Origin of the sequence: Mammaliicoccus sp. I-M35 (assembly GCF_022386455.1) — a bacterium.
Taxonomy (GTDB): domain Bacteria; phylum Bacillota; class Bacilli; order Staphylococcales; family Staphylococcaceae; genus Mammaliicoccus; species Mammaliicoccus sciuri_A.
Map to the genome: position 1 here is coordinate 64,710 of NZ_JAJNIL010000001.1, position 18,184 is coordinate 82,893.

18 protein-coding genes are annotated in these 18,184 nt (G+C 32.8%); 14 read left to right on the plus strand and 4 right to left on the minus strand.

Annotated features, from left to right (window positions below; translation table 11 throughout):
• The first annotated feature begins 63 nt into the window (after nucleotides 1–63).
• Nucleotides 64–477 carry a VOC family protein gene (locus LQ679_RS00320; RefSeq protein ID WP_185805844.1) on the plus strand — a complete coding sequence of 138 codons (414 nt, stop codon included), beginning with the start codon at nucleotides 64–66 and terminating at the stop codon, nucleotides 475–477.
• A gap of 60 nt (nucleotides 478–537) precedes the next feature.
• On the opposite strand, the gene LQ679_RS00325 is transcribed toward LQ679_RS00320, so the two are convergent.
• Together LQ679_RS00325 and LQ679_RS00330 are read right to left on the minus strand one after the other, a co-directional pair.
• Nucleotides 538–1,245 (minus strand): GntR family transcriptional regulator, encoded by a 708-nt coding sequence (locus LQ679_RS00325; RefSeq protein ID WP_239761913.1) that lies wholly within the window; start codon nucleotides 1,243–1,245, stop codon nucleotides 538–540.
• Nucleotides 1,246–1,353: 108 nt separating this feature from the next.
• Nucleotides 1,354–2,448, minus strand: a complete 1,095-nt coding sequence (locus tag LQ679_RS00330) for a tartrate dehydrogenase (protein WP_037587972.1) — start codon at nucleotides 2,446–2,448, stop codon at nucleotides 1,354–1,356.
• A 176-nt stretch (nucleotides 2,449–2,624) separates the two neighbouring features.
• Between LQ679_RS00330 and LQ679_RS00335 the strand changes: the two genes are divergently transcribed.
• The gene (locus LQ679_RS00335; protein WP_037587973.1) at nucleotides 2,625–3,896 is read left to right on the plus strand and encodes an SLC13 family permease; all 1,272 of its coding nucleotides are present in this window, start codon (nucleotides 2,625–2,627) and stop codon (nucleotides 3,894–3,896) included.
• 72 nt (nucleotides 3,897–3,968) lie between these two features.
• Nucleotides 3,969–5,105, plus strand: coding sequence for a glycerate kinase (locus LQ679_RS00340; protein WP_037587974.1), 1,137 nt, complete (start codon nucleotides 3,969–3,971; stop codon nucleotides 5,103–5,105).
• Between the two features lie 32 nt (nucleotides 5,106–5,137).
• On the opposite strand, the gene LQ679_RS00345 is transcribed toward LQ679_RS00340, so the two are convergent.
• Nucleotides 5,138–6,652 carry a Na+/H+ antiporter NhaC family protein gene (locus LQ679_RS00345; protein WP_239761914.1) on the minus strand — a complete coding sequence of 505 codons (1,515 nt, stop codon included), beginning with the start codon at nucleotides 6,650–6,652 and terminating at the stop codon, nucleotides 5,138–5,140.
• Between the two features lie 206 nt (nucleotides 6,653–6,858).
• Here LQ679_RS00345 and LQ679_RS00350 point away from each other — a divergent pair, with 206 nt between their 5' ends.
• Both LQ679_RS00350 and LQ679_RS00355 read left to right on the plus strand, forming a co-directional pair.
• Complete coding sequence (locus LQ679_RS00350; protein WP_025905978.1) at nucleotides 6,859–7,062, plus strand: helix-turn-helix transcriptional regulator; 204 nt, start codon at nucleotides 6,859–6,861, stop codon at nucleotides 7,060–7,062.
• A complete protein-coding gene (locus LQ679_RS00355; RefSeq protein WP_239761915.1) occupies nucleotides 7,059–7,784 on the plus strand; it encodes a DUF3169 family protein in 726 nt (241 codons plus the stop codon). The genes LQ679_RS00350 and LQ679_RS00355 overlap by 4 nt, the downstream gene beginning before the upstream one ends.
• Nucleotides 7,785–8,296: 512 nt before the next feature.
• On the opposite strand, the gene LQ679_RS00360 is transcribed toward LQ679_RS00355, so the two are convergent.
• The gene (locus LQ679_RS00360) at nucleotides 8,297–9,388 is read right to left on the minus strand and encodes a prephenate dehydrogenase (RefSeq protein ID WP_049318928.1); all 1,092 of its coding nucleotides are present in this window, start codon (nucleotides 9,386–9,388) and stop codon (nucleotides 8,297–8,299) included.
• A 113-nt stretch (nucleotides 9,389–9,501) separates the two neighbouring features.
• Between LQ679_RS00360 and LQ679_RS00365 the strand changes: the two genes are divergently transcribed.
• The 9 genes from LQ679_RS00365 (at nucleotide 9,502) to LQ679_RS00405 (ending at nucleotide 18,105) form a co-directional block, all read left to right on the plus strand.
• Nucleotides 9,502–10,548: a M42 family metallopeptidase gene (locus tag LQ679_RS00365; RefSeq protein WP_025906082.1), complete on the plus strand. Its 1,047-nt coding sequence runs from the start codon at nucleotides 9,502–9,504 to the stop codon at nucleotides 10,546–10,548.
• A gap of 506 nt (nucleotides 10,549–11,054) precedes the next feature.
• Entirely contained in the window at nucleotides 11,055–12,458 is a 1,404-nt protein-coding gene (locus LQ679_RS00370; RefSeq protein WP_239761916.1) for an anthranilate synthase component I, read from the plus strand.
• On the plus strand, nucleotides 12,455–13,051 hold the full coding sequence (locus tag LQ679_RS00375) for an anthranilate synthase component II (RefSeq protein ID WP_126477879.1): 597 nt from the start codon (nucleotides 12,455–12,457) through the stop codon (nucleotides 13,049–13,051). The genes LQ679_RS00370 and LQ679_RS00375 overlap by 4 nt, the downstream gene beginning before the upstream one ends.
• Nucleotides 13,017–14,033, plus strand: a complete 1,017-nt coding sequence (trpD, locus tag LQ679_RS00380; protein WP_037587985.1) for an anthranilate phosphoribosyltransferase — start codon at nucleotides 13,017–13,019, stop codon at nucleotides 14,031–14,033. Before LQ679_RS00375 ends, trpD begins: the two co-directional genes overlap by 35 nt.
• Nucleotides 14,017–14,811 (plus strand): indole-3-glycerol phosphate synthase TrpC, encoded by a 795-nt coding sequence (gene trpC / locus LQ679_RS00385; protein ID WP_037587988.1) that lies wholly within the window; start codon nucleotides 14,017–14,019, stop codon nucleotides 14,809–14,811. The genes trpD and trpC overlap by 17 nt, the downstream gene beginning before the upstream one ends.
• Entirely contained in the window at nucleotides 14,801–15,418 is a 618-nt protein-coding gene (locus LQ679_RS00390; protein ID WP_126477878.1) for a phosphoribosylanthranilate isomerase, read from the plus strand. Before trpC ends, LQ679_RS00390 begins: the two co-directional genes overlap by 11 nt.
• 5 nt (nucleotides 15,419–15,423) lie before the next feature.
• Nucleotides 15,424–16,641, plus strand: coding sequence for a tryptophan synthase subunit beta (gene trpB, locus LQ679_RS00395; protein ID WP_103361024.1), 1,218 nt, complete (start codon nucleotides 15,424–15,426; stop codon nucleotides 16,639–16,641).
• Nucleotides 16,634–17,365: a tryptophan synthase subunit alpha gene (gene trpA, locus LQ679_RS00400; RefSeq protein ID WP_126477877.1), complete on the plus strand. Its 732-nt coding sequence runs from the start codon at nucleotides 16,634–16,636 to the stop codon at nucleotides 17,363–17,365. The genes trpB and trpA overlap by 8 nt, the downstream gene beginning before the upstream one ends.
• Before the next feature lie 80 nt (nucleotides 17,366–17,445).
• Entirely contained in the window at nucleotides 17,446–18,105 is a 660-nt protein-coding gene (locus tag LQ679_RS00405; protein WP_037587994.1) for a type 1 glutamine amidotransferase domain-containing protein, read from the plus strand.
• The last annotated feature ends 79 nt before the right edge of the window (nucleotides 18,106–18,184 follow it).

Here is an 18,184-nt window from a genome sequence, read left to right on the forward strand (position 1 = left end):
TGACAAACTCTTTGCACATTTATATACTTATTTTGATTAACAATCAAATATGGGGAGTGGTGCATGGTGATTAAACAAGTTACACCTTATCTTTACTTTAACGGAACTTGCGAAGAAGCGTTAGCGTTTTATAGTGAAGCCTTAGATGGAAGCGTAAGAGAATCACAAACTTATGGTGACGCAGGTGTAGATGCCTCCGAAGATCCTAATAGAATTATACATGCACAATTAGAAGTTAATGGTCATTTATTTATGTTTTCTGATATCCCAAATGACGATGATTCACTTCATAAGAATCACAATATATATATTGTTTTAGAATTTGAAACAGAAGAACAAATTAATGAAGTTTATAATATCTTTAAAGAAGGTGGACAAGTTCAAATGGAACTTGGACAAACTTTCTGGGGTCAAACATATGCAAAAGTAATAGATAAATTTGGTATAGGTTGGGATTTAACGTATACTCATCAATAAAATAAAGTATAAAGAAAAACCATAAACATTTTTTTTAATTAAAGTTTATGGTTTTTTAATCTAGTCATTTAATGAATTAACAATTTCTCCCCACGATCTTTTTCTGTGAGATTGCATAGCTAATCGTGCTGCATGATTATCTTTAGCTTCTATACATGCAATAATCGCTTTATGTTCAACGATAGATTGATATGGAACAGGACGATCATTGATTGTGAATAATCTAGCTCTAAATAATTGGTCTGCATGAATATTAATAACGCTACTTAAGCGTGTATTATTTGCAAAACTAATTAAATCTGCATGGAATTGATCATCTAATATCGACCATTCGTATAAATTATTTTGTTCAAGTTGTTCTTGTTGTAATTCTATTAAATGCTTTAAATGTGCTATATTTTCTTCTGTCACTTTAGTTGTCGCTAATTCTACTGCCAAACCATCTAATGTTTCAGTAATTTCATAGATTTCCTTCAAATCATGCTTTTTTATCGGATTGATATGAAAGCCACGCCTCGGAATTAAAGTCAGTAATCCTTCAGTTTGTAGTCTCACTAACGCCTCTCTAACAGGTGTACGACTCATTTCTAAAGCTTCAGCAATTTCTCTTTCTAAAATTGTTTGACCTGGCTCAAGTATTAAATTTTTAATCGCAATACGTAATATATGATAAGCACGAATAGGTAATCGCTGTTCATCTAACTGTTTAGCGATGTCTAGAAGTTTTCCTTTTAAAGAATCATACTCAATTTGATGCTCTTCTGACATGTCGTATCCTCCTCATTCAAATAATAAAAAATACACGTCTTTCTTAAAATGAGTTTCTCTCATTATAACAGAAAGACGTGCGGTTATATAAAATGATTACGAATAAAATTATTGCTTCACATTTGAATGTAAGTTCTCAATAATTGAATCTGCCATTTCTTTAGTTGTTGTATTACCACCAATGTCTATTGTAAGTGCGCCAGAACCAGTCGCTTTCTTAATAGCTTCATTGACTTGATTTGCTTCTTCTTTTAATCCTAAATGATCTAACATTAATGCTGCACTACCAATAGCTCCAATAGGGTTTGCGATACCTTTACCAGCAATATCTGGTGCAGAACCATGAACTGATTCAAACATACTTGGATAACGACGATCTGGATTTAAGTTTGCACTTGCTGCAATACCTAAACTACCTGCTAATGCACTACCTAAGTCAGATAAAATATCTGCTAATAAGTTAGATGCAACTACGACTTCTAAATCTTCTGGATGTAACACAAAGTGTGCCGCCATAGCATCAACTAACCATTGATCAGTTTCAACATCAGGATATTCTTTGCTCACGCGTTTAAATACATCATCCCATAATACCATCCCATATTGTTGCGCATTACTTTTAGTAACACTTGTTACTTTTTTTCGTTTACGCTTTCTTGCAGTTTCAAAAGCATATCTAATAACACGTTCACAGCCTTTTTCTGTAAATAAAGATGATTGAACGGCTACTTCATTTCCTTCACCTCTACCAGTGAAGTTTCGACCACCAACACCTGAATATTCACCTTCAGAATTTTCACGGATGAGTACCCAATTTAAAGATTCAACATCAGGATGATTTAATTTACTTTCAACACCTGGTAAAAATTCAACTGGACGAATATTAGCCCACTGGTCAAATCCTTGGCATATAGCAATTCTCAATCCCCATAAGCTAATGTGGTCGGGAACATTTGGGAACCCAACAGCACCAAAGTATATAGCATCATAGTCTTTTAATGTTTCTAGCCCATCTTCCGCCATCATGCGACCATTTTCTAAATAATACTCACATCCCCAAGGGAAGTAATCAAAATCAAATGAAAATTGATTATTGGATTGCTCTGCTAAATGATCTAATACACGAACCCCTTCGTTAATAACTTCTTTACCAATACCATCACCTGGAATGACAGCAATTTTAAATGTTTTTTGTTGTGACATGTTAAATAACCTCCTGTTTCTTTGTGATACATCCATTATTAAATAATGTATACGTTAATGTCAACATATAACTTAAAAAGAAAAATATTTCACTAAATTATTGACTTAATGTATACGTTAATGTACGATGATTGAAATGAAAACGCTATCAAATTTTGGAATAAGGGGTGTTTAGTATGGATAGTTCAATAATTACTTTAATATTTTTAGTATTTGCAATAGTTATGTTCGCTTGGGAAAAGATACCGTTAGCTGTAACTGCGATGATCGTCGCAATTGGATTAGTCATTACAGGCGTACTTAAACCTGAAGAAGCTTTTGCAGGATTCGTTGATAGTAACGTACTATTATTTATGGCTATGTTTATTGTTGGTGGCGCGTTTTTCGAGACGGGAATGGCTCAAAAAATAGGGGGAATCGTCACAAAATTTGCTAAAACTGAAAGACAATTAATTATTTCTGTAATGTTAATAACTGGTTTAATGTCAGGGGTACTTTCTAATACAGGTACTGCAGCAGTTTTAATACCAGTTGTAATTGGTATTGCAGCAAAATCCGGTTTTTCAAGATCTACTTTACTATTACCATTAGTTTTTGCAGCTGCAATGGGTGGTAACTTAAGTTTAATTGGTGCACCTGGTAACATGATTGCACAATCAGCGCTTAAACAAATAGGTGATGGATTTGGATTTTTTGAATATGCAAAAGTAGGATTACCAATTCTGATTATCGGTATATTATATTTCACTTTAATTGGACATAAATTATTACCTAAAAGAGAAGAAGTCGATCTTGAAGAAGATTCAATATATGCACAAGAAGTTGATTATTCAAAGGTTCCAAAATGGAAACAAGTTATGTCTTTAGGCGTATTGATTTTAACCGTTATTGCAATGATTTTTGAACAGCAAATAGGTATTGCGTTACATGTTTCTGCATGGATCGGTGCTTTAGTATTAATAGCGACAAGAGTTATTCCTGAGAAAAAGGCAATGAGATCAATTGATATGAATACGATACTATTATTTGTAGGTTCACTTGCTTTAGCAAATGCTATTCAAGTATCTGGTGCAGGAAAGGTGATAGCCAGTTCATTAATGAGTACATTAGGTAAAGACCCATCACCGTATGTATTATTATTTGTTATACTCGTATTATCTGCTACGATGACGAATTTTATGTCTAACACAGCAACAACTGCATTATTAGTTCCGATTAGTATTTCTATAGCAAATGGTATGGGAGCTGATCCTAGCGCTGTATTAATGGCGACTGTAATCGGTGGTTCACTAGCATTTGCAACACCAATTGGTATGCCTGCCAATACAATGGTTTATGGTCTTGGTGGATTTAAGTTTAAAGACTATGCTATAGCGGGTATCCCACTAATTATTTTATCTATCATTGTTTCAATGATTCTATTACCAATATTCTTCCCATTTTATTAATTAAATCTGTTAATTTTATAATTTTTCTGTAACATATAATTAGAACGAAATCTTAAGAAGGTGGCGTTATTCATGAAAGTATTAATTGCACCAGATTCCTTTAAAGGTAGTATAGATGCACTCAGTGCTGCGCAAGCGATAGAACGTGGCATTTTAACAGTAGATCCTGAAACTAAAACGTTTCTTCTTCCAATGGCAGATGGTGGAGAAGGTACGATGATTAATTTAGTGCAAGCAACTAAAGGAACAGTAGTAGAAGTTAATAGTATAGATCCGTTATCAAGACCTTTACTATCAAGTTATGGTATAACTGGCGATGGAAAGACAGCTATTATCGAACTAGCAACAAGTTCAGGGATTGATTTACTAAAACAAGAAGAACTTAATCCATTACATACGACCACTTATGGAACAGGCTTACTTATTAAAGATGCCATTGAAAAAGGTATTAAACATTTTATTGTATGCTTAGGTGGAAGTGCTACAAATGATGCGGGAATTGGTTTGTTACAAGCATTAGGTTATCAATTTTTAGATGAAAATGGTGTAGATATACCATTAGGTGCAGAACATATTCATAACATTGTTACGATAGATGAATCAAATGTGATGCCACAAATACATGATGTGAAATTTGAAATTGCTTGCGATGTGACGAATCCATTCGTTGGTAAACAAGGGGCGAGTTATATATTTGGTCCTCAAAAAGGTGCAACTCCAGAAATCGTTGAAAGGCTAGATCAATCATTTATTCATTTTGCAGATGTTATTAAGACAATTAAAGGCAAAGTAATAAGCAATATAGAAGGTGCTGGCGCTGCAGGTGGAACAGCAGGTGGCATGTTAGCGTTCTTAAATGCAGAATTAAAAAGAGGTATCGAACTTGTAGTAGATTTTGTGAATTTTAAAGATATTATTAATGAGAATGAAATAGACTTGATTATTACTGGTGAAGGTAAAATTGACGGTCAAACTTCTGGTGGTAAAGTCATATCAGGAATTGCACAAATTGCAAAGTCTTATCAAATACCTGTTATCGCTATTGGTGGTACGGTTGAGATGCCATTATCAGCACTTCACGAACAAGGTTTAACTGCGGCATTTAGTATTGCAAATGGTCCTATGACTTTAGAAGATGCTATGAATAATGGTGATAAACTCATTGAACAACAAACTGAACAAATTTTTAGAGCGCTTAAATGGAAATAATGAAAAGAGGTGGGAAAAATCCCACCTCTTTTTTAATGATTATACCGATATTTCTGAACTTGATTAATAATGAAGACGCCACAAATCATGAATAAGATAGCTAAAATAAGTGTGAATTTAAAATCAATCATACTTGTAACAAGTAAGGCAATCGTTGTTACAACGCCATTAAATATAGCAATCGGTACTTGGGTCTTATTGTGATCTTTATGGTCAGCACCAGCACCTGTTGATGATAATATGGTTGTATCTGATATTGGAGAACTATGATCGCCGAAAATACCTCCAGAAATAACAGCTCCAATACAAACTGCTAACGAAATGTCTAAATGATACCCTAATGGAATTGCGAGTGGTAACATAATTGCAAATGTTCCCCAAGATGTTCCGTTTGCGAAAGACATACATGCACCAACTAGGAATATTAAAGCAGGTACTATAGCAGGTGGTATCGTGCCATCGATAACTTGAACGATGTAGTTAGCCGTTCCTAATTTGTCCAATACACCGCCTAATGACCATGCTAATACTAAAATAACTAAAATATCTGTCATGTTTTTCATACCGGAAGTATAAATATTTAATGACTGGCTAATAGTTTTAACTTTATAAAATAACATTAATAAGATAATAGAAATAGCAGCAAAGAAATAAGATAAACTTAAAGCTATTCTGAAATCTTTTCCTTCCACACTTTGGAATGGAAAGCCTTTTGGTGCTAATAATGTAAACAATGAAACAATTAAGATGACGATAGGTAACCAAATTAAAATAGGTTTACTTTTATTTTCAACATCTTTATCGACTTCCACACTTTCTCTTAATGGTTTCGCATTGTCCCAATAAATTTGTCCAGTATTCATTATTCGATCCTCAGCTGCTTTCATAGGTCCGAAATCTAATTTTAATAAAATAATAAGAGGAATGATTAATACCGCAAGGACTGGATAAATAAAGTAGGGTAATGAAACCATAAAGGCATCCCATGAGGACATATCTATACTTAATCGTTTAAATTCTGTATCAATTAACCCCATAATATAAACGCCCCAACCAATAAACGGTACCATTACAGAAACTGGCGATGCAGTTGAATCAATAATCCAAGCTAATTTTTCTCGAGAAATCTTCGCTTTATCAAATAAACTTTCATAAATTGGTCCAACAATTAAAGGTGTGCCCATTTCTGAAAAGAATATTATAATACCACTAAACCAAGCAGCAAGTTGGATTTTGATACGACTTTTCGCACCAGATATAAACCGATTTGCAAATGCTTTTGCACCACCTGAATTTTCAAGCAACGCAACAAATCCACCGATAAACACTAACAAAATGAGTATTCCAGCATTATATTCATCTGCAACTGTGCTATACAAATAATCTCCAAGTAACTTTTTTAAAGAAGATATCGGATGAAAACTCGTTAACAAGAGTATGCCTGAAAATAATCCTAAAAATAATGAAACAATAACACTTCTCGTAAGTAATACCATAATGATGGCTATAATTGGAGGAATAATCGACCAAAAGCCAAAATGATCCATAAAAATACCCCCTTCAAAATATTCTGAAATATGTAATTATTTAATCTTCACATATAATTACAAATAAGTAAATATGATTTTAATAAATTAACAAAGATATGCATTCTTATACATAGTAGTTGTGACAATTATATATATCAAAATGACAAGTATAGTTGTCATTTTGACTATAATCATGTATATTGATAAATGTAGGTGGTGGTCAAATGAGAAATAGGGTAAAAGAGTTAAGAGCTCGGGAAGGATTTAACCAAACTGAATTGGCTAAAAGAGCAGGTATTTCAAGACAAACAGTTTCTTTGATAGAACGGAATAACTTTATGCCATCTGTATTGACTGCTGTTAGAATAGCAAGAATACTCAAAGAAAATGTTGAAGATGTTTTCATATTCGAGGAGGATGAATTATGAAAAAGAATAAAATTATGTTAATAGGTAACTTAATATTATATATGTTGATCGGTGGTCTAGTAGGAGGATTACTAACAAGTATTTTTAAAAAAGGACGTGACTTTTTAGAAATTGAACTTACGACCGTGCAAACTGATATTACAGCCATTATTCTAGCAATCGCATTAATCATTTTATTTATCATTTTATTAAACGTTTATAAAAAAGCTGAAAAATATAGAAAATATGAAACAAATCCAGAAAATGAGGATGAAATAGAAATACAGTTAGAAAAAACATTAATTTATCCACCCATATTGCTTGGTATTATTATGACAATAGCATTAACAATACTAAATATCGTCATTAATTTAACAAAAGAACCAAGTATGCTATCATTGTTAATTGCGATGATTTCATTAATAGCAACAGCACCAATATCATATATGCATTTATCTAAATTGAGAAAATTATACCCAGAGCGAAACTATCCTAAAGCAGGAGATAAAAAATTAAATGAAAAAATGATTGATATGATGGATAGTGGAGAACAATATATTACATTAATTGCACTACAAAAAACTTATACACTGAACCAACAATTAATAATTGGATGTATAGCACTAGCATCAATATTCTCGGTTTCTTCAGATAATAATCAATTCTTTAGTGTGTCATTATTAATCATTTTATATTTAGTCAACACAATGTATTTCTCTAAAAAAGTATCAGAATCAATATAAAAAAACTGCCTATTATGGGCAGTTTTTTGTTTGAATATAGGGGGATGTACAATAGAAGGAATCCAAGTCATAGCTTAACGACTGAGTAAAGCCAAGAGATAGCCTAAGTCATGGCTTAACGTCCTAATTAAGCCAAGAGAACGTCCAAGTCATGGCTTAACGTCCTAATTAAGCCAAGAGATCGTCCAAGTCATGGCTTAACGTCCTAAATAAGCCAAGAGATAGCCTAAGTCATGGCTTAATGCCTAACTTAAGCCAAGAGATCGTCCAAGTCATGGCTTAATGCCTAACTTAAGCCAAGAGATAGCCCAAGTCATGGCTTAATGCCTAACTTAAGCCAAGAGATCACCCAAGTCATGGCTTAATGCCTAACTTAAGCCAAGAGAACGTCCAAGTCATGGCTTAATGCCTAACTTAAGCCAAGAGATCACCCACAATCATTTCCTCAAATCAAAACAAAGCCAAGAGACCTTAATTCTCTTGGCTTTTTTCCCATTTCTCAATATTCAATATTACAATGTATACGTATCAAATGATTGTAAGGCTTCTATTGCGCGATCTCTGTCTGTGCTTGATTTGAAGCTTAATCTTAATGCACCCATAATATCTTCTCTTACTTCTAATATTCGGATGTTTGTAATAGAGATGTGATTTTGTCCGAGTATTCTTGTTACTTCACTGATCATACCTGGTTTATCTGGGATATCAACATATAAATCGAATGTTGAAGTTAAGGCACCTTGTTCTTTAATAGGGAGTTGGTCTCTATATGTTTTGGCTGATTGATAAAAATCATGAATTAATGCTGGATTTCCTTCTTCAATCATTTCTTTCGTATGTGTCATTTGTTCGATCCAATTTTCCATAAGTGTGACAAGATGTTCTTTATTTTCTAATGTTATGTCACGCCACATATCTGCATTACTACTCGCGATTCGTGTGATGTCACGGAAACCGCCTGCTGCTAGTGTTCTGACATATTCGGATATTTGTGTATTTTCTTCATTCATATGAATTAAACTTGATGCGATGACATGTGGAAAATGACTGACGACACCTGTTACATAGTCATGTTCTTTTGCTGACATTTTGATGAATTTTGCTTTAGTAGGTTCTAGCAAATGTTTAACTTCACTATAAGCCGCTTCATTTTCCGCTTGATCATATATCAATACATAATAAGCATTCTCAAATAAGTGCTTTTTAGAATTTGTGACACCTGACTTATGACTACCTGCCATTGGATGTCCGCCGATTAAATGAATATCCTGTTCTAACAATTGTGATTCAAGTGAACTTAATCCTAATTTCGTACTACCTGTATCGGTAACGATTAATCCTGGTTTAGTATCAATTTCTAATAAGCGCTTACCGTACTCGATAGATTGTTGTACGGGTGTGGCTAATATAATTAAATCTGCTTGACGAGCACTAGAATCAAAGTCCGTTGCGATTTCATCTATAATTTTCATAGATAATGCGATTTCTGAATGTTTTTCAAAATAATCGTAACCTGTTATATGTAAATTGGGATGATAAAATTTAATATTTTGTATTAAACTCCCGCCAATTAATCCTAGTCCAACAATAAATACGCGTTGCATAAAATCCCTCCAATACTTTAATAGTTTAAAGTAAGTTAGTGTGTGAAAGCAAGTGTTATTGATTTATTTTTTTAAAAGTATAGAATGATAATAAATGTATAAGGAGTGGTAATATGACAATTAACGTAAAAGAAACGATCGATACAATTAAAGAACTTGTTTACATTAATAGTCCGTCTGGATTTGCTGATCCAGCAGTTGAATATTGTAGAAAAGTTGCTGAGTCATTAAATTATGATACGAGTGTAACACACAAAGGTGGATTATTTATCAACGTACCAGGAAAAAATGATGATGCACAACGACTGATTACAGCACACGTAGACACATTAGGTGCAATTGTTAAAGATATTAAAGAAGATGGTAGATTGCAACTAGATTTAATAGGTGGATTTAGTTGGAATGCGATTGAAGGGGAGTATTGTACCATCACTACACAAAGTGGAAAAGAAATAACAGGTACCATTTGTTTACATGAAACAAGTGTCCATGTTTATAAAAATAATACTGAAATTCCACGAAATGCCGAACATATGGAAGTAAGACTTGACGAAAAAACATTTAATCCAGAAGATACAAGAGCATTAGGCATTGAAATTGGAGATGCTGTGAGCTTTGATCCAAGATTTGTACATACAGAATCAGGATTTGTTAAATCTCGTCACCTTGATGATAAAGCAAGTGTTGCGATGATTTTACAATTTTTGAAATACCTTAAAGAAGAAAATGTTGAACTTCCACATACGACACAATTTTATATTTCGAACAATGAGGAAATTGGATATGGTGCAAATTCAAGTATTTCAGATAAAGTTGTAGAATTTATCGCTTTTGATATGGGGGCATTAGGAGATGGACAAGCTTCTGATGAATACACAGTATCTATTTGTGTGAAAGATGCTTCAGGACCTTATCATGTAGGTTTGAGAAATCATTTAGTCAATTTATGTAAAGAAAATGATATTCAATATAAATTAGATATATATCCTTATTATGGTTCTGATGCTTCTGCTGCTCTACATGCTGGTGCTGATATTAGACATGGATTATTCGGTGCAGGTATTGAATCTTCACATGCTTTAGAACGCACACATGAAGATTCTATTCTTGAAAGTGAAAAGTTATTAAGAGCTTATTGTTTATCAGAAATTAAAAACTAATCAGAATTTAAGGGTTGACATTTAAAATTTATTCTCGTATAGTGATATTTAATTAATCCGAAGAAATCATTCGGAATTTGAAAGATGAGTATCTCGTGTTGATAGTAGCAAATAGAAAGCTAATGGTTGATGTAAATTAGCACTACACACAAAGAGAGAATTGGGCTTTCAAATTATCAATTAAATGAAATTTAGAGTGAACATGAAATTCAATGTTAACTAAGGTGGCACCACGGTAACGCGTCCTTACAGATAGCGTATACTGTGGTGTCTTTTTGTATACCTAAATCAGTGGTCATAAGTATAAATTAAATCCTGTAGCAATCAGAAAGTTAGTGGTTGATGTAAACTAACACAGTTTAATTTAGAAATGGGGACCATGTAGAAATAATTAAATATTTAATGAGTGAATAAGTTTTATACTTATTAATGAAGGTGGTACCGCGCATATGCGTCCTGTTTGATTAGGATGTTTATGCGCGGTTTTTTTATTAAGGAGGATTAAGATGATTATTAAATTTAAAAAGTTAAATGCTGATATTACACCAGAGACTTTAGGACAAATAAATCGTAAGAAAATGATTTTAGAAAGTGCCAGTACAGATCAAATGAAAGGTAGATTTTCGATTGTAGCTTTCGATGCAGTTGGAAAAGTGAACTTATATGATGATTATTTACAAATATTCATATATGAAGATGAACAACTTGTACATGAACATCCATATGAATCACTAGAGGATTTCATCAATAATATGAAAGTTGATGAAGTTCCAGAAGCTTTAACACATTTACCATTTATATCTGGCATGATCGGGTACTGTAGTTTCGATTTAATTAGATATCAAAATAAATTACTTAAACAAATTGAATTGCAATCCGATATTCCAGACGCTTCATTTAATCTCGTTGAATCAGTATATGTATTTGATCATTTTAAAGAAGAATTGTTTGTTATCGCATCAAACTTGTTTAGTCAGAATACGGAAACACAAGTTGAGCAAGAACTTAATAATATGATTGAAACATTAAAAGATATTTCACTATTTCAAAATAAAATTGATCACACATTAAGAGGTGAACTTGAAACAAATATAAGTGAAGAAGATTTCATGCAAGAAGTCGAATATTATAAATCACTGATTAGTAAAGGTGATATGTTCCAAGTCGTACCTTCAAGAATTTATAAATATAAACATTACTTTAACGAACAACATAAAGATACATTGAAACTTCAAATTTATAAAAATTTAAAAAGACAAAACCCAAGTCCATATATGTATTACATTGACGATGAAGAAAGAAGCATCATTGGATCTTCACCAGAAAGTTTCATTAAAAAACAAGGTGACATCATTACAACGAACCCAATAGCTGGTACTAACAAAAGAGGTCAAACAGAAGAAGAAGATAAACAAAATGAAATTGAACTCATTACAGATGAAAAAGAATTAGCTGAACATCGTATGCTTGTCGACCTTGGAAGAAATGATTTGAATATGATTGCTCAAACAGGTTCAGTATATATGCCTAAGTTAATGACTGTTGAAAGATTTGAACATGTTATGCATATCGTCTCAATCGTCGAAGGTAAAATTAGACCAGACATTACACCGCTTCAAATGATTACAGCACTATTACCAGCAGGAACAGTATCAGGTGCACCTAAGACGAGAGCAATCACAAGAATTTATGAAAGCAGAAAAAGAAAACGCGGTATATATGCTGGTGGTGTTGGTTATATCAATTGCAACCATGATTTAGATTTTGCATTAACAATTAGAACAATGGTTGTAGATAACGAATATGTAAATGTAGAAGCTGGCTGTGGTGTTGTATATGATTCAAACCCGCAAAAAGAATTAAAAGAAACGATGATCAAAGCAAAAAGTTTATTGGAGGTTACACCATGATATTAGTAATTGATAATTATGATTCATTCACATATAACTTAGTGGATTTAATTAAGCAACATGATGATGTCGTGATCTATCATCCGGATGAGGCTCCATTCAATTTAAATATTGATGGATTGGTTATATCTCCAGGACCTGGTCATCCTGATGATACAGAAGACTTAAAAAATTTAATAGAAGCATATAAAGAAAAACCGATATTAGGGATTTGTCTAGGTGCTCAAGCATTAACGACATATTACGGTGGAGAAGTTGTAGTTGGTAAAGAAGTTAAACATGGTAAAGTCGATCAAATTGATATTATTGAAACTTCTAAATTGTATCAAGAATGTGAGCAGCATTTTAATATTATGAGGTATCACTCATTAATTAGTGATGAAAAAACATTTCCGAACACTTTGAAAATTACAGGTAGAACGAAAGATTCCATACAATCATTTGAACATAAAATAAAACCACATTTCGGGATACAATTTCATCCTGAATCATTTGCTTCAGATCATGGAAATGAAATTATAAAAGCTTTTATCGACATAACAAAGGAAGGTGCAAATTATGAACACATTAAAACAACTCATTCAGTATCATGATTTATCGCAACAAGAAATGAAATCATTTGTAGATTTAATGATGGATGAACAAGCAGATGTATCATTAAAGGTTGCACACTTAGTGGCATTAAGTATGAAAGGTGAAACATCAGATGAATTATCGAACTTAAGTCAAAGTTTAATCGAAACAACCTATAAAGAAAGACCTTATTTAGAAGATAGTATTTGTGTTTGTGGCACAGGTGGTGACCATTCTGGCAGCTTTAATATTTCAACAACCGCTTCATTTGTTGTTGCGGCAGCTGGCTTAAAAGTTTTGAAACATGGTAATAAAAGTATTACATCTAAAACAGGTAGCATTGATATCTTATCTGCTTTAAATATTCAAACAACACCTATTAAAGATGCGACAGAAAAAGTAAACGAAACAAATTTAGCATTTTTAAGTGCAACTGAAACATATCCGATTATGAAAACTGTACAACCTGTTCGTAAATCAATACCAACACCGACAACATTTAATTTACTTGGACCAATGATTCATCCATATCATTTAGATTATCAAGTGATGGGCGTTTATGATGAAACGAAACTTAAAATTATTGCTGAAGCAATTTATAAATTAGGTAGAAAACGTGCCATTATCGTGCACGGTGCAGGTGGCATGGACGAAGCTACTTTATCTGGTGACAACATTATATATGAAGTGTCTCAAGATGAAGGCATTAAACATTATACTGTAAATGCTGAAGACTACGGATTACAATCAGCGCCAAACGAATCATTAAAAGGTGGAACACCTGAAGAAAATAAAGTTATTACTTTAGATATTTTAACAGGACAAGATCATGGTCCTAAAAGAGATGTCGTTGTATTAAATGCTGCTTTAGCGTTATATGCTGGTCAAAAAGTAGACTCTATCAAAGAGGGAATTACGTTAGCAGAGTCTTTAATAGATGAGAAACATGCATTAAATATATTAGAAGCTGTAGGAGGCAAAGTTTATGACAATATTGGATGAAATCGTAGAATATAAAAAAACATTACTAAATAATCAATATTATGAACAAAAATTAAATACATTGGAAAAAGTGGATGTACAACATAAAACTTCTTTCTTAAGTCGTACACAGCAAGATAATAAGTTAAATATTATTGCTGAATTAAAAGCAAAAAGCCCTACAGTATCAGATATTCCGAAACGAGATATGGCTACTCAAATAAAACTATATGAACAATACGGTGCATCTGCTATATCTATATTAACGGATGAAAAATATTTCGACGGTAGTTACGAAAGGTTACAAAGTTTAACGACAAAGACGACATTACCTGTATTATGTAAAGATTTTATTATTGATAAAAGACAAATTGACTTAGCACATCATGTTGGTGCCTCTATCGTATTATTAATCGTGAATATTTTGTCAAAAGAAGAACTCGAAACATTATACGCATATGCGACAGAAAAAGGTTTAGAAGTACTTGTAGAAGTACATGATAAAGAAGAACTCGATATTGCACATGAAATTGGTGCACAATTAATTGGCGTTAATAATCGTGATTTAAAAAGATTTGTCACAGACGTTAAACATACGAATGAGATTTTAACACAAATTAAACCAGGTGTGACATACATTTCTGAAAGTGGTATTCGTACTTTAGATGATGTGAAAAGTATTATCGGTAGTGGTATAGATGGCGCATTAATTGGGGAGTCGCTAATGAAACATCCACACTTAGATGAATTTCTACCAAGTTTACGACTAGAAAAACAAGGTGAGCAACATGTTTATTAAATGTTGTGGCTTTCAAGATAAAGAGGCTATCGAAACAGCTGTCTTAAATCATGTCGATGCAATTGGATTTATCACGTATCCCAAAAGTAAACGATATGTATCTGTTGAAGAAATAAAGTCATTAAGTAAAGAAATTCCCCAAACGATTGATATCGTAGCTGTTGTTGTGAATTTAACAATGGTAGAAATTGATCAACTTATTCAAGAAACTTCTATTAATACACTTCAATTTCATGGTGATGAATCTGTATCATTTATACAAGAGGTTAAAGAAAAATATCCGCATATTAAGATTTATAAAGCTTTACCCGCTAATGATCAATTACTTGCTAATATAGAAACTTTTAAAAATGATGTAGATTTATTTTTAATTGATACGCCTTCAAAAGATTATGGTGGTACAGGGGTATCTTATGACTGGTCCATATTAAATGAATTATCCAATATTCCGTATTTAATTGCCGGTGGTATTAATATAGATAAAATTAAACAAATCGAATCATTAAACTTTAATCATAATGGTTATGACATATCAAGTGGAATTGAAACGAACGGTCAAAAAGATAAAGAGAAAATTAAAGCATTACTAACATATGTAAAGGAATGATTGAATTGAATAAAAATATACAATTAGAAGCAGATGAATTAGGATTTTTCGGTGAATTTGGTGGCCAATATGTACCAGAAACATTAATGCCAGCTATACAAGAATTAAACGATACGTATCAACAATTAAAAAATGATCCGGAATTTCATAAAACATTAAATGCTTATTTAAAAGATTATGTAGGTAGAGAGACACCTTTAACATATGCTGAGCGTTATACAGAAGCACTTGGCGGCGCAAAAATATACTTAAAAAGAGAAGATTTAAATCATACTGGTGCTCATAAAATTAATAACGCATTAGGACAAGCACTTATTGCAAAGAAAATGGGTAAAAGAAAGCTCGTTGCTGAAACTGGTGCTGGTCAACACGGTGTGGCAAGTGCAACAATTGCAGCGCTGTTTGATATGGAACTTATTGTTTTTATGGGTGAAGAAGATATTGAAAGACAAGCATTAAATGTGTTCAGAATGGAATTGTTAGGTGCTAAAGTTGTACCAGTTACAGACGGACAAGGTACATTATCAGATGCCGTAAATAAAGCATTACAATATTGGGTTTCACATGTTGAAGATACACATTATTTACTTGGATCAGCGCTAGGTCCTCATCCATTCCCAACTATCGTAAGAGATTTACAAAGTGTGATTGGTAAAGAAATTAAGAAACAAATATTAGAAAAAGAATCCCGATTACCAGATGCAGTTGTTGCATGTATAGGTGGCGGTTCAAACGCAATTGGTACATTCTATCCGTTTGTAAATGATGAATCTGTTAAATTATACGGCGTTGAAGCTGCAGGTGAAGGTGTAGATACTACTAAACATGCTTTAGCTATAGAAAAAGGAAAACCTGGCGTGTTGCATGGTTCTAGAATGTATTTAATTCAAGATGAAAATGGACAAGTCGAACTTGCGCACTCAATTTCAGCAGGATTAGATTATCCAGGTGTAGGTCCGGAACATAGTTATTATAACAATATAGGTCGTGTTCAATATCCGAATGCAAGTGATACTGAAGCGATGGATGCGCTTATTAAATTTACACAATTAGAAGGTATTATTCCAGCTATAGAAAGCGCGCATGCATTGAGTTACGTCGAGAAACTAGCGCCAACAATGGATAAAGACGAAATTATTGTTGTGACGGTTTCTGGTAGAGGAGATAAAGATATGGAAACAATTAGAAAGTATATGCAAGAGAAGGGGGATCATCATGCGTAAATTATTTATACCATATGTCATGGGAAACAAAGATTTTATAGATTCAGTCAAACTTATGGACGAAAATGGTGCAGATTATATTGAAATTGGCTTACCTTTCTCAGATCCTGTAGCTGATGGTCCAACGATTATGGCAGCCGGTCAAGAAGCGATTAAGCAAGGTATGTCTGTTAATAAAATCATTGATCAACTAATCGAACATAAAGATGAAATCAATACACCTTACTTATTTATGACTTATTATAATTTAATTGATGCATACGGTGTCGACGCTTTTATAGAACGAATTGCTGAAGCGAATGTTTATGGGTTAATCATTCCAGATTTACCATTTGAACTTGGACAAAGATTTAAAAAACATTTACAGCCTAAAAACATTAAATTAATTTCTTTAATTGCGATGACTTCTAGTGATGAACGAATTAAGCAAATAGCTGAGCACGCGGAAGGATTCATTTACACAGTGACAATGAATGCGACGACTGGTGATGGCAGAGGTTTCCATGAATCTTTAAAAGATAAAATTAAATTTATACAACAACACGCTAATGTACCTGTTGTTTGTGGATTTGGTATTAGAACTGAAGAACATGCTAAAGAAATAAAGTCATTTAGTGACGGCATTGTGATTGGTAGTGAAATTGTTAAAAGATTAAAAAATGATTCAATAGAACAAACTCAAGCATATTTGCAAAGTATTAGAAAAGCTTTAGATGAAGATTAAAAAAGCATAACCCTTAATAGAAGAAAAAGAAACACACTTCATGTATAATCGACATTAACAAATGAAAAGGAGTGTTTCTAATGAGCAAAAAAGTTCTCATAGTTGTTACAAATGCATCTCAATTTAAAGATGGAAAACCAACTGGGTTATGGCTAGAAGAAGCAGCAATTCCTTATAAAGTATTTATTAAAAATGGATTAGAAGTGGATATTGCATCTGTAAAAGGTGGTAGTGTTCCGATAGATCCAAATTCAACTCAAAATGACGAAGCTAAAGAATATCATGACGTATTAGAAAAGTTACAACAAACATATAGTATTAGAGACATCGTGTTTGAGAGTTATGATGGCATATTCTTACCTGGTGGTCACGGAACAGTATTCGACTTCCCAAATAATGAAGACTTGGAAGATATGCTAGCATATTATAGAAATAACGATAAGGTGATTGGTGCAGTTTGCCACGGTCCAAGTGCATTTGTTGGCGCTAAGCTTCCAAATGGGAACTATTTAGTGGATGGTGTTAAATTAACTGCTTTTACTGATAGTGAAGAAAAAGCAATGAATTTAGAGAATGATGTACCATTCTTGCTACAAACACAACTTGAAAAGCAAGGTGCTCGATTCGTTAAAGGTGCTGACTTTGAATCGCATACAGTTGCAGACGGTAAATTTGTCACAGGACAAAATCCAAATTCTAGTGAAGAGGTTGCCGAAAAATTTGTAAATGTATTAAAATAGTTTAGCAATATAAATAAAAACCTGCCATTTGGTAGGTTTTTATTTATGAAATAATGGTATAGTAATGAGTATTATTTTA

Coding starts and splice junctions, on each gene's coding strand:
- LQ679_RS00325 (WP_239761913.1), bottom strand. CDS start 1,245: ATGTCAGAAGAGCATCAAATTGAGTATGATTCTTTAAAAGGAAAACTT.
- LQ679_RS00375 (WP_126477879.1), top strand. CDS start 12,455: ATGATATTAGTAATTGATAATTATGATTCATTCACATATAACTTAGTG.
- LQ679_RS00335 (WP_037587973.1), top strand. CDS start 2,625: ATGGATAGTTCAATAATTACTTTAATATTTTTAGTATTTGCAATAGTT.
- LQ679_RS00390 (WP_126477878.1), top strand. CDS start 14,801: ATGTTTATTAAATGTTGTGGCTTTCAAGATAAAGAGGCTATCGAAACA.
- LQ679_RS00350 (WP_025905978.1), top strand. CDS start 6,859: ATGAGAAATAGGGTAAAAGAGTTAAGAGCTCGGGAAGGATTTAACCAA.
- LQ679_RS00330 (WP_037587972.1), bottom strand. CDS start 2,448: ATGTCACAACAAAAAACATTTAAAATTGCTGTCATTCCAGGTGATGGT.
- LQ679_RS00370 (WP_239761916.1), top strand. CDS start 11,055: ATGATTATTAAATTTAAAAAGTTAAATGCTGATATTACACCAGAGACT.
- trpC (WP_037587988.1), top strand. CDS start 14,017: ATGACAATATTGGATGAAATCGTAGAATATAAAAAAACATTACTAAAT.
- LQ679_RS00365 (WP_025906082.1), top strand. CDS start 9,502: ATGACAATTAACGTAAAAGAAACGATCGATACAATTAAAGAACTTGTT.
- LQ679_RS00340 (WP_037587974.1), top strand. CDS start 3,969: ATGAAAGTATTAATTGCACCAGATTCCTTTAAAGGTAGTATAGATGCA.
- LQ679_RS00320 (WP_185805844.1), top strand. CDS start 64: ATGGTGATTAAACAAGTTACACCTTATCTTTACTTTAACGGAACTTGC.
- LQ679_RS00355 (WP_239761915.1), top strand. CDS start 7,059: ATGAAAAAGAATAAAATTATGTTAATAGGTAACTTAATATTATATATG.
- LQ679_RS00405 (WP_037587994.1), top strand. CDS start 17,446: ATGAGCAAAAAAGTTCTCATAGTTGTTACAAATGCATCTCAATTTAAA.
- LQ679_RS00360 (WP_049318928.1), bottom strand. CDS start 9,388: ATGCAACGCGTATTTATTGTTGGACTAGGATTAATTGGCGGGAGTTTA.
- trpA (WP_126477877.1), top strand. CDS start 16,634: ATGCGTAAATTATTTATACCATATGTCATGGGAAACAAAGATTTTATA.
- LQ679_RS00345 (WP_239761914.1), bottom strand. CDS start 6,652: ATGGATCATTTTGGCTTTTGGTCGATTATTCCTCCAATTATAGCCATC.
- trpD (WP_037587985.1), top strand. CDS start 13,017: ATGAACACATTAAAACAACTCATTCAGTATCATGATTTATCGCAACAA.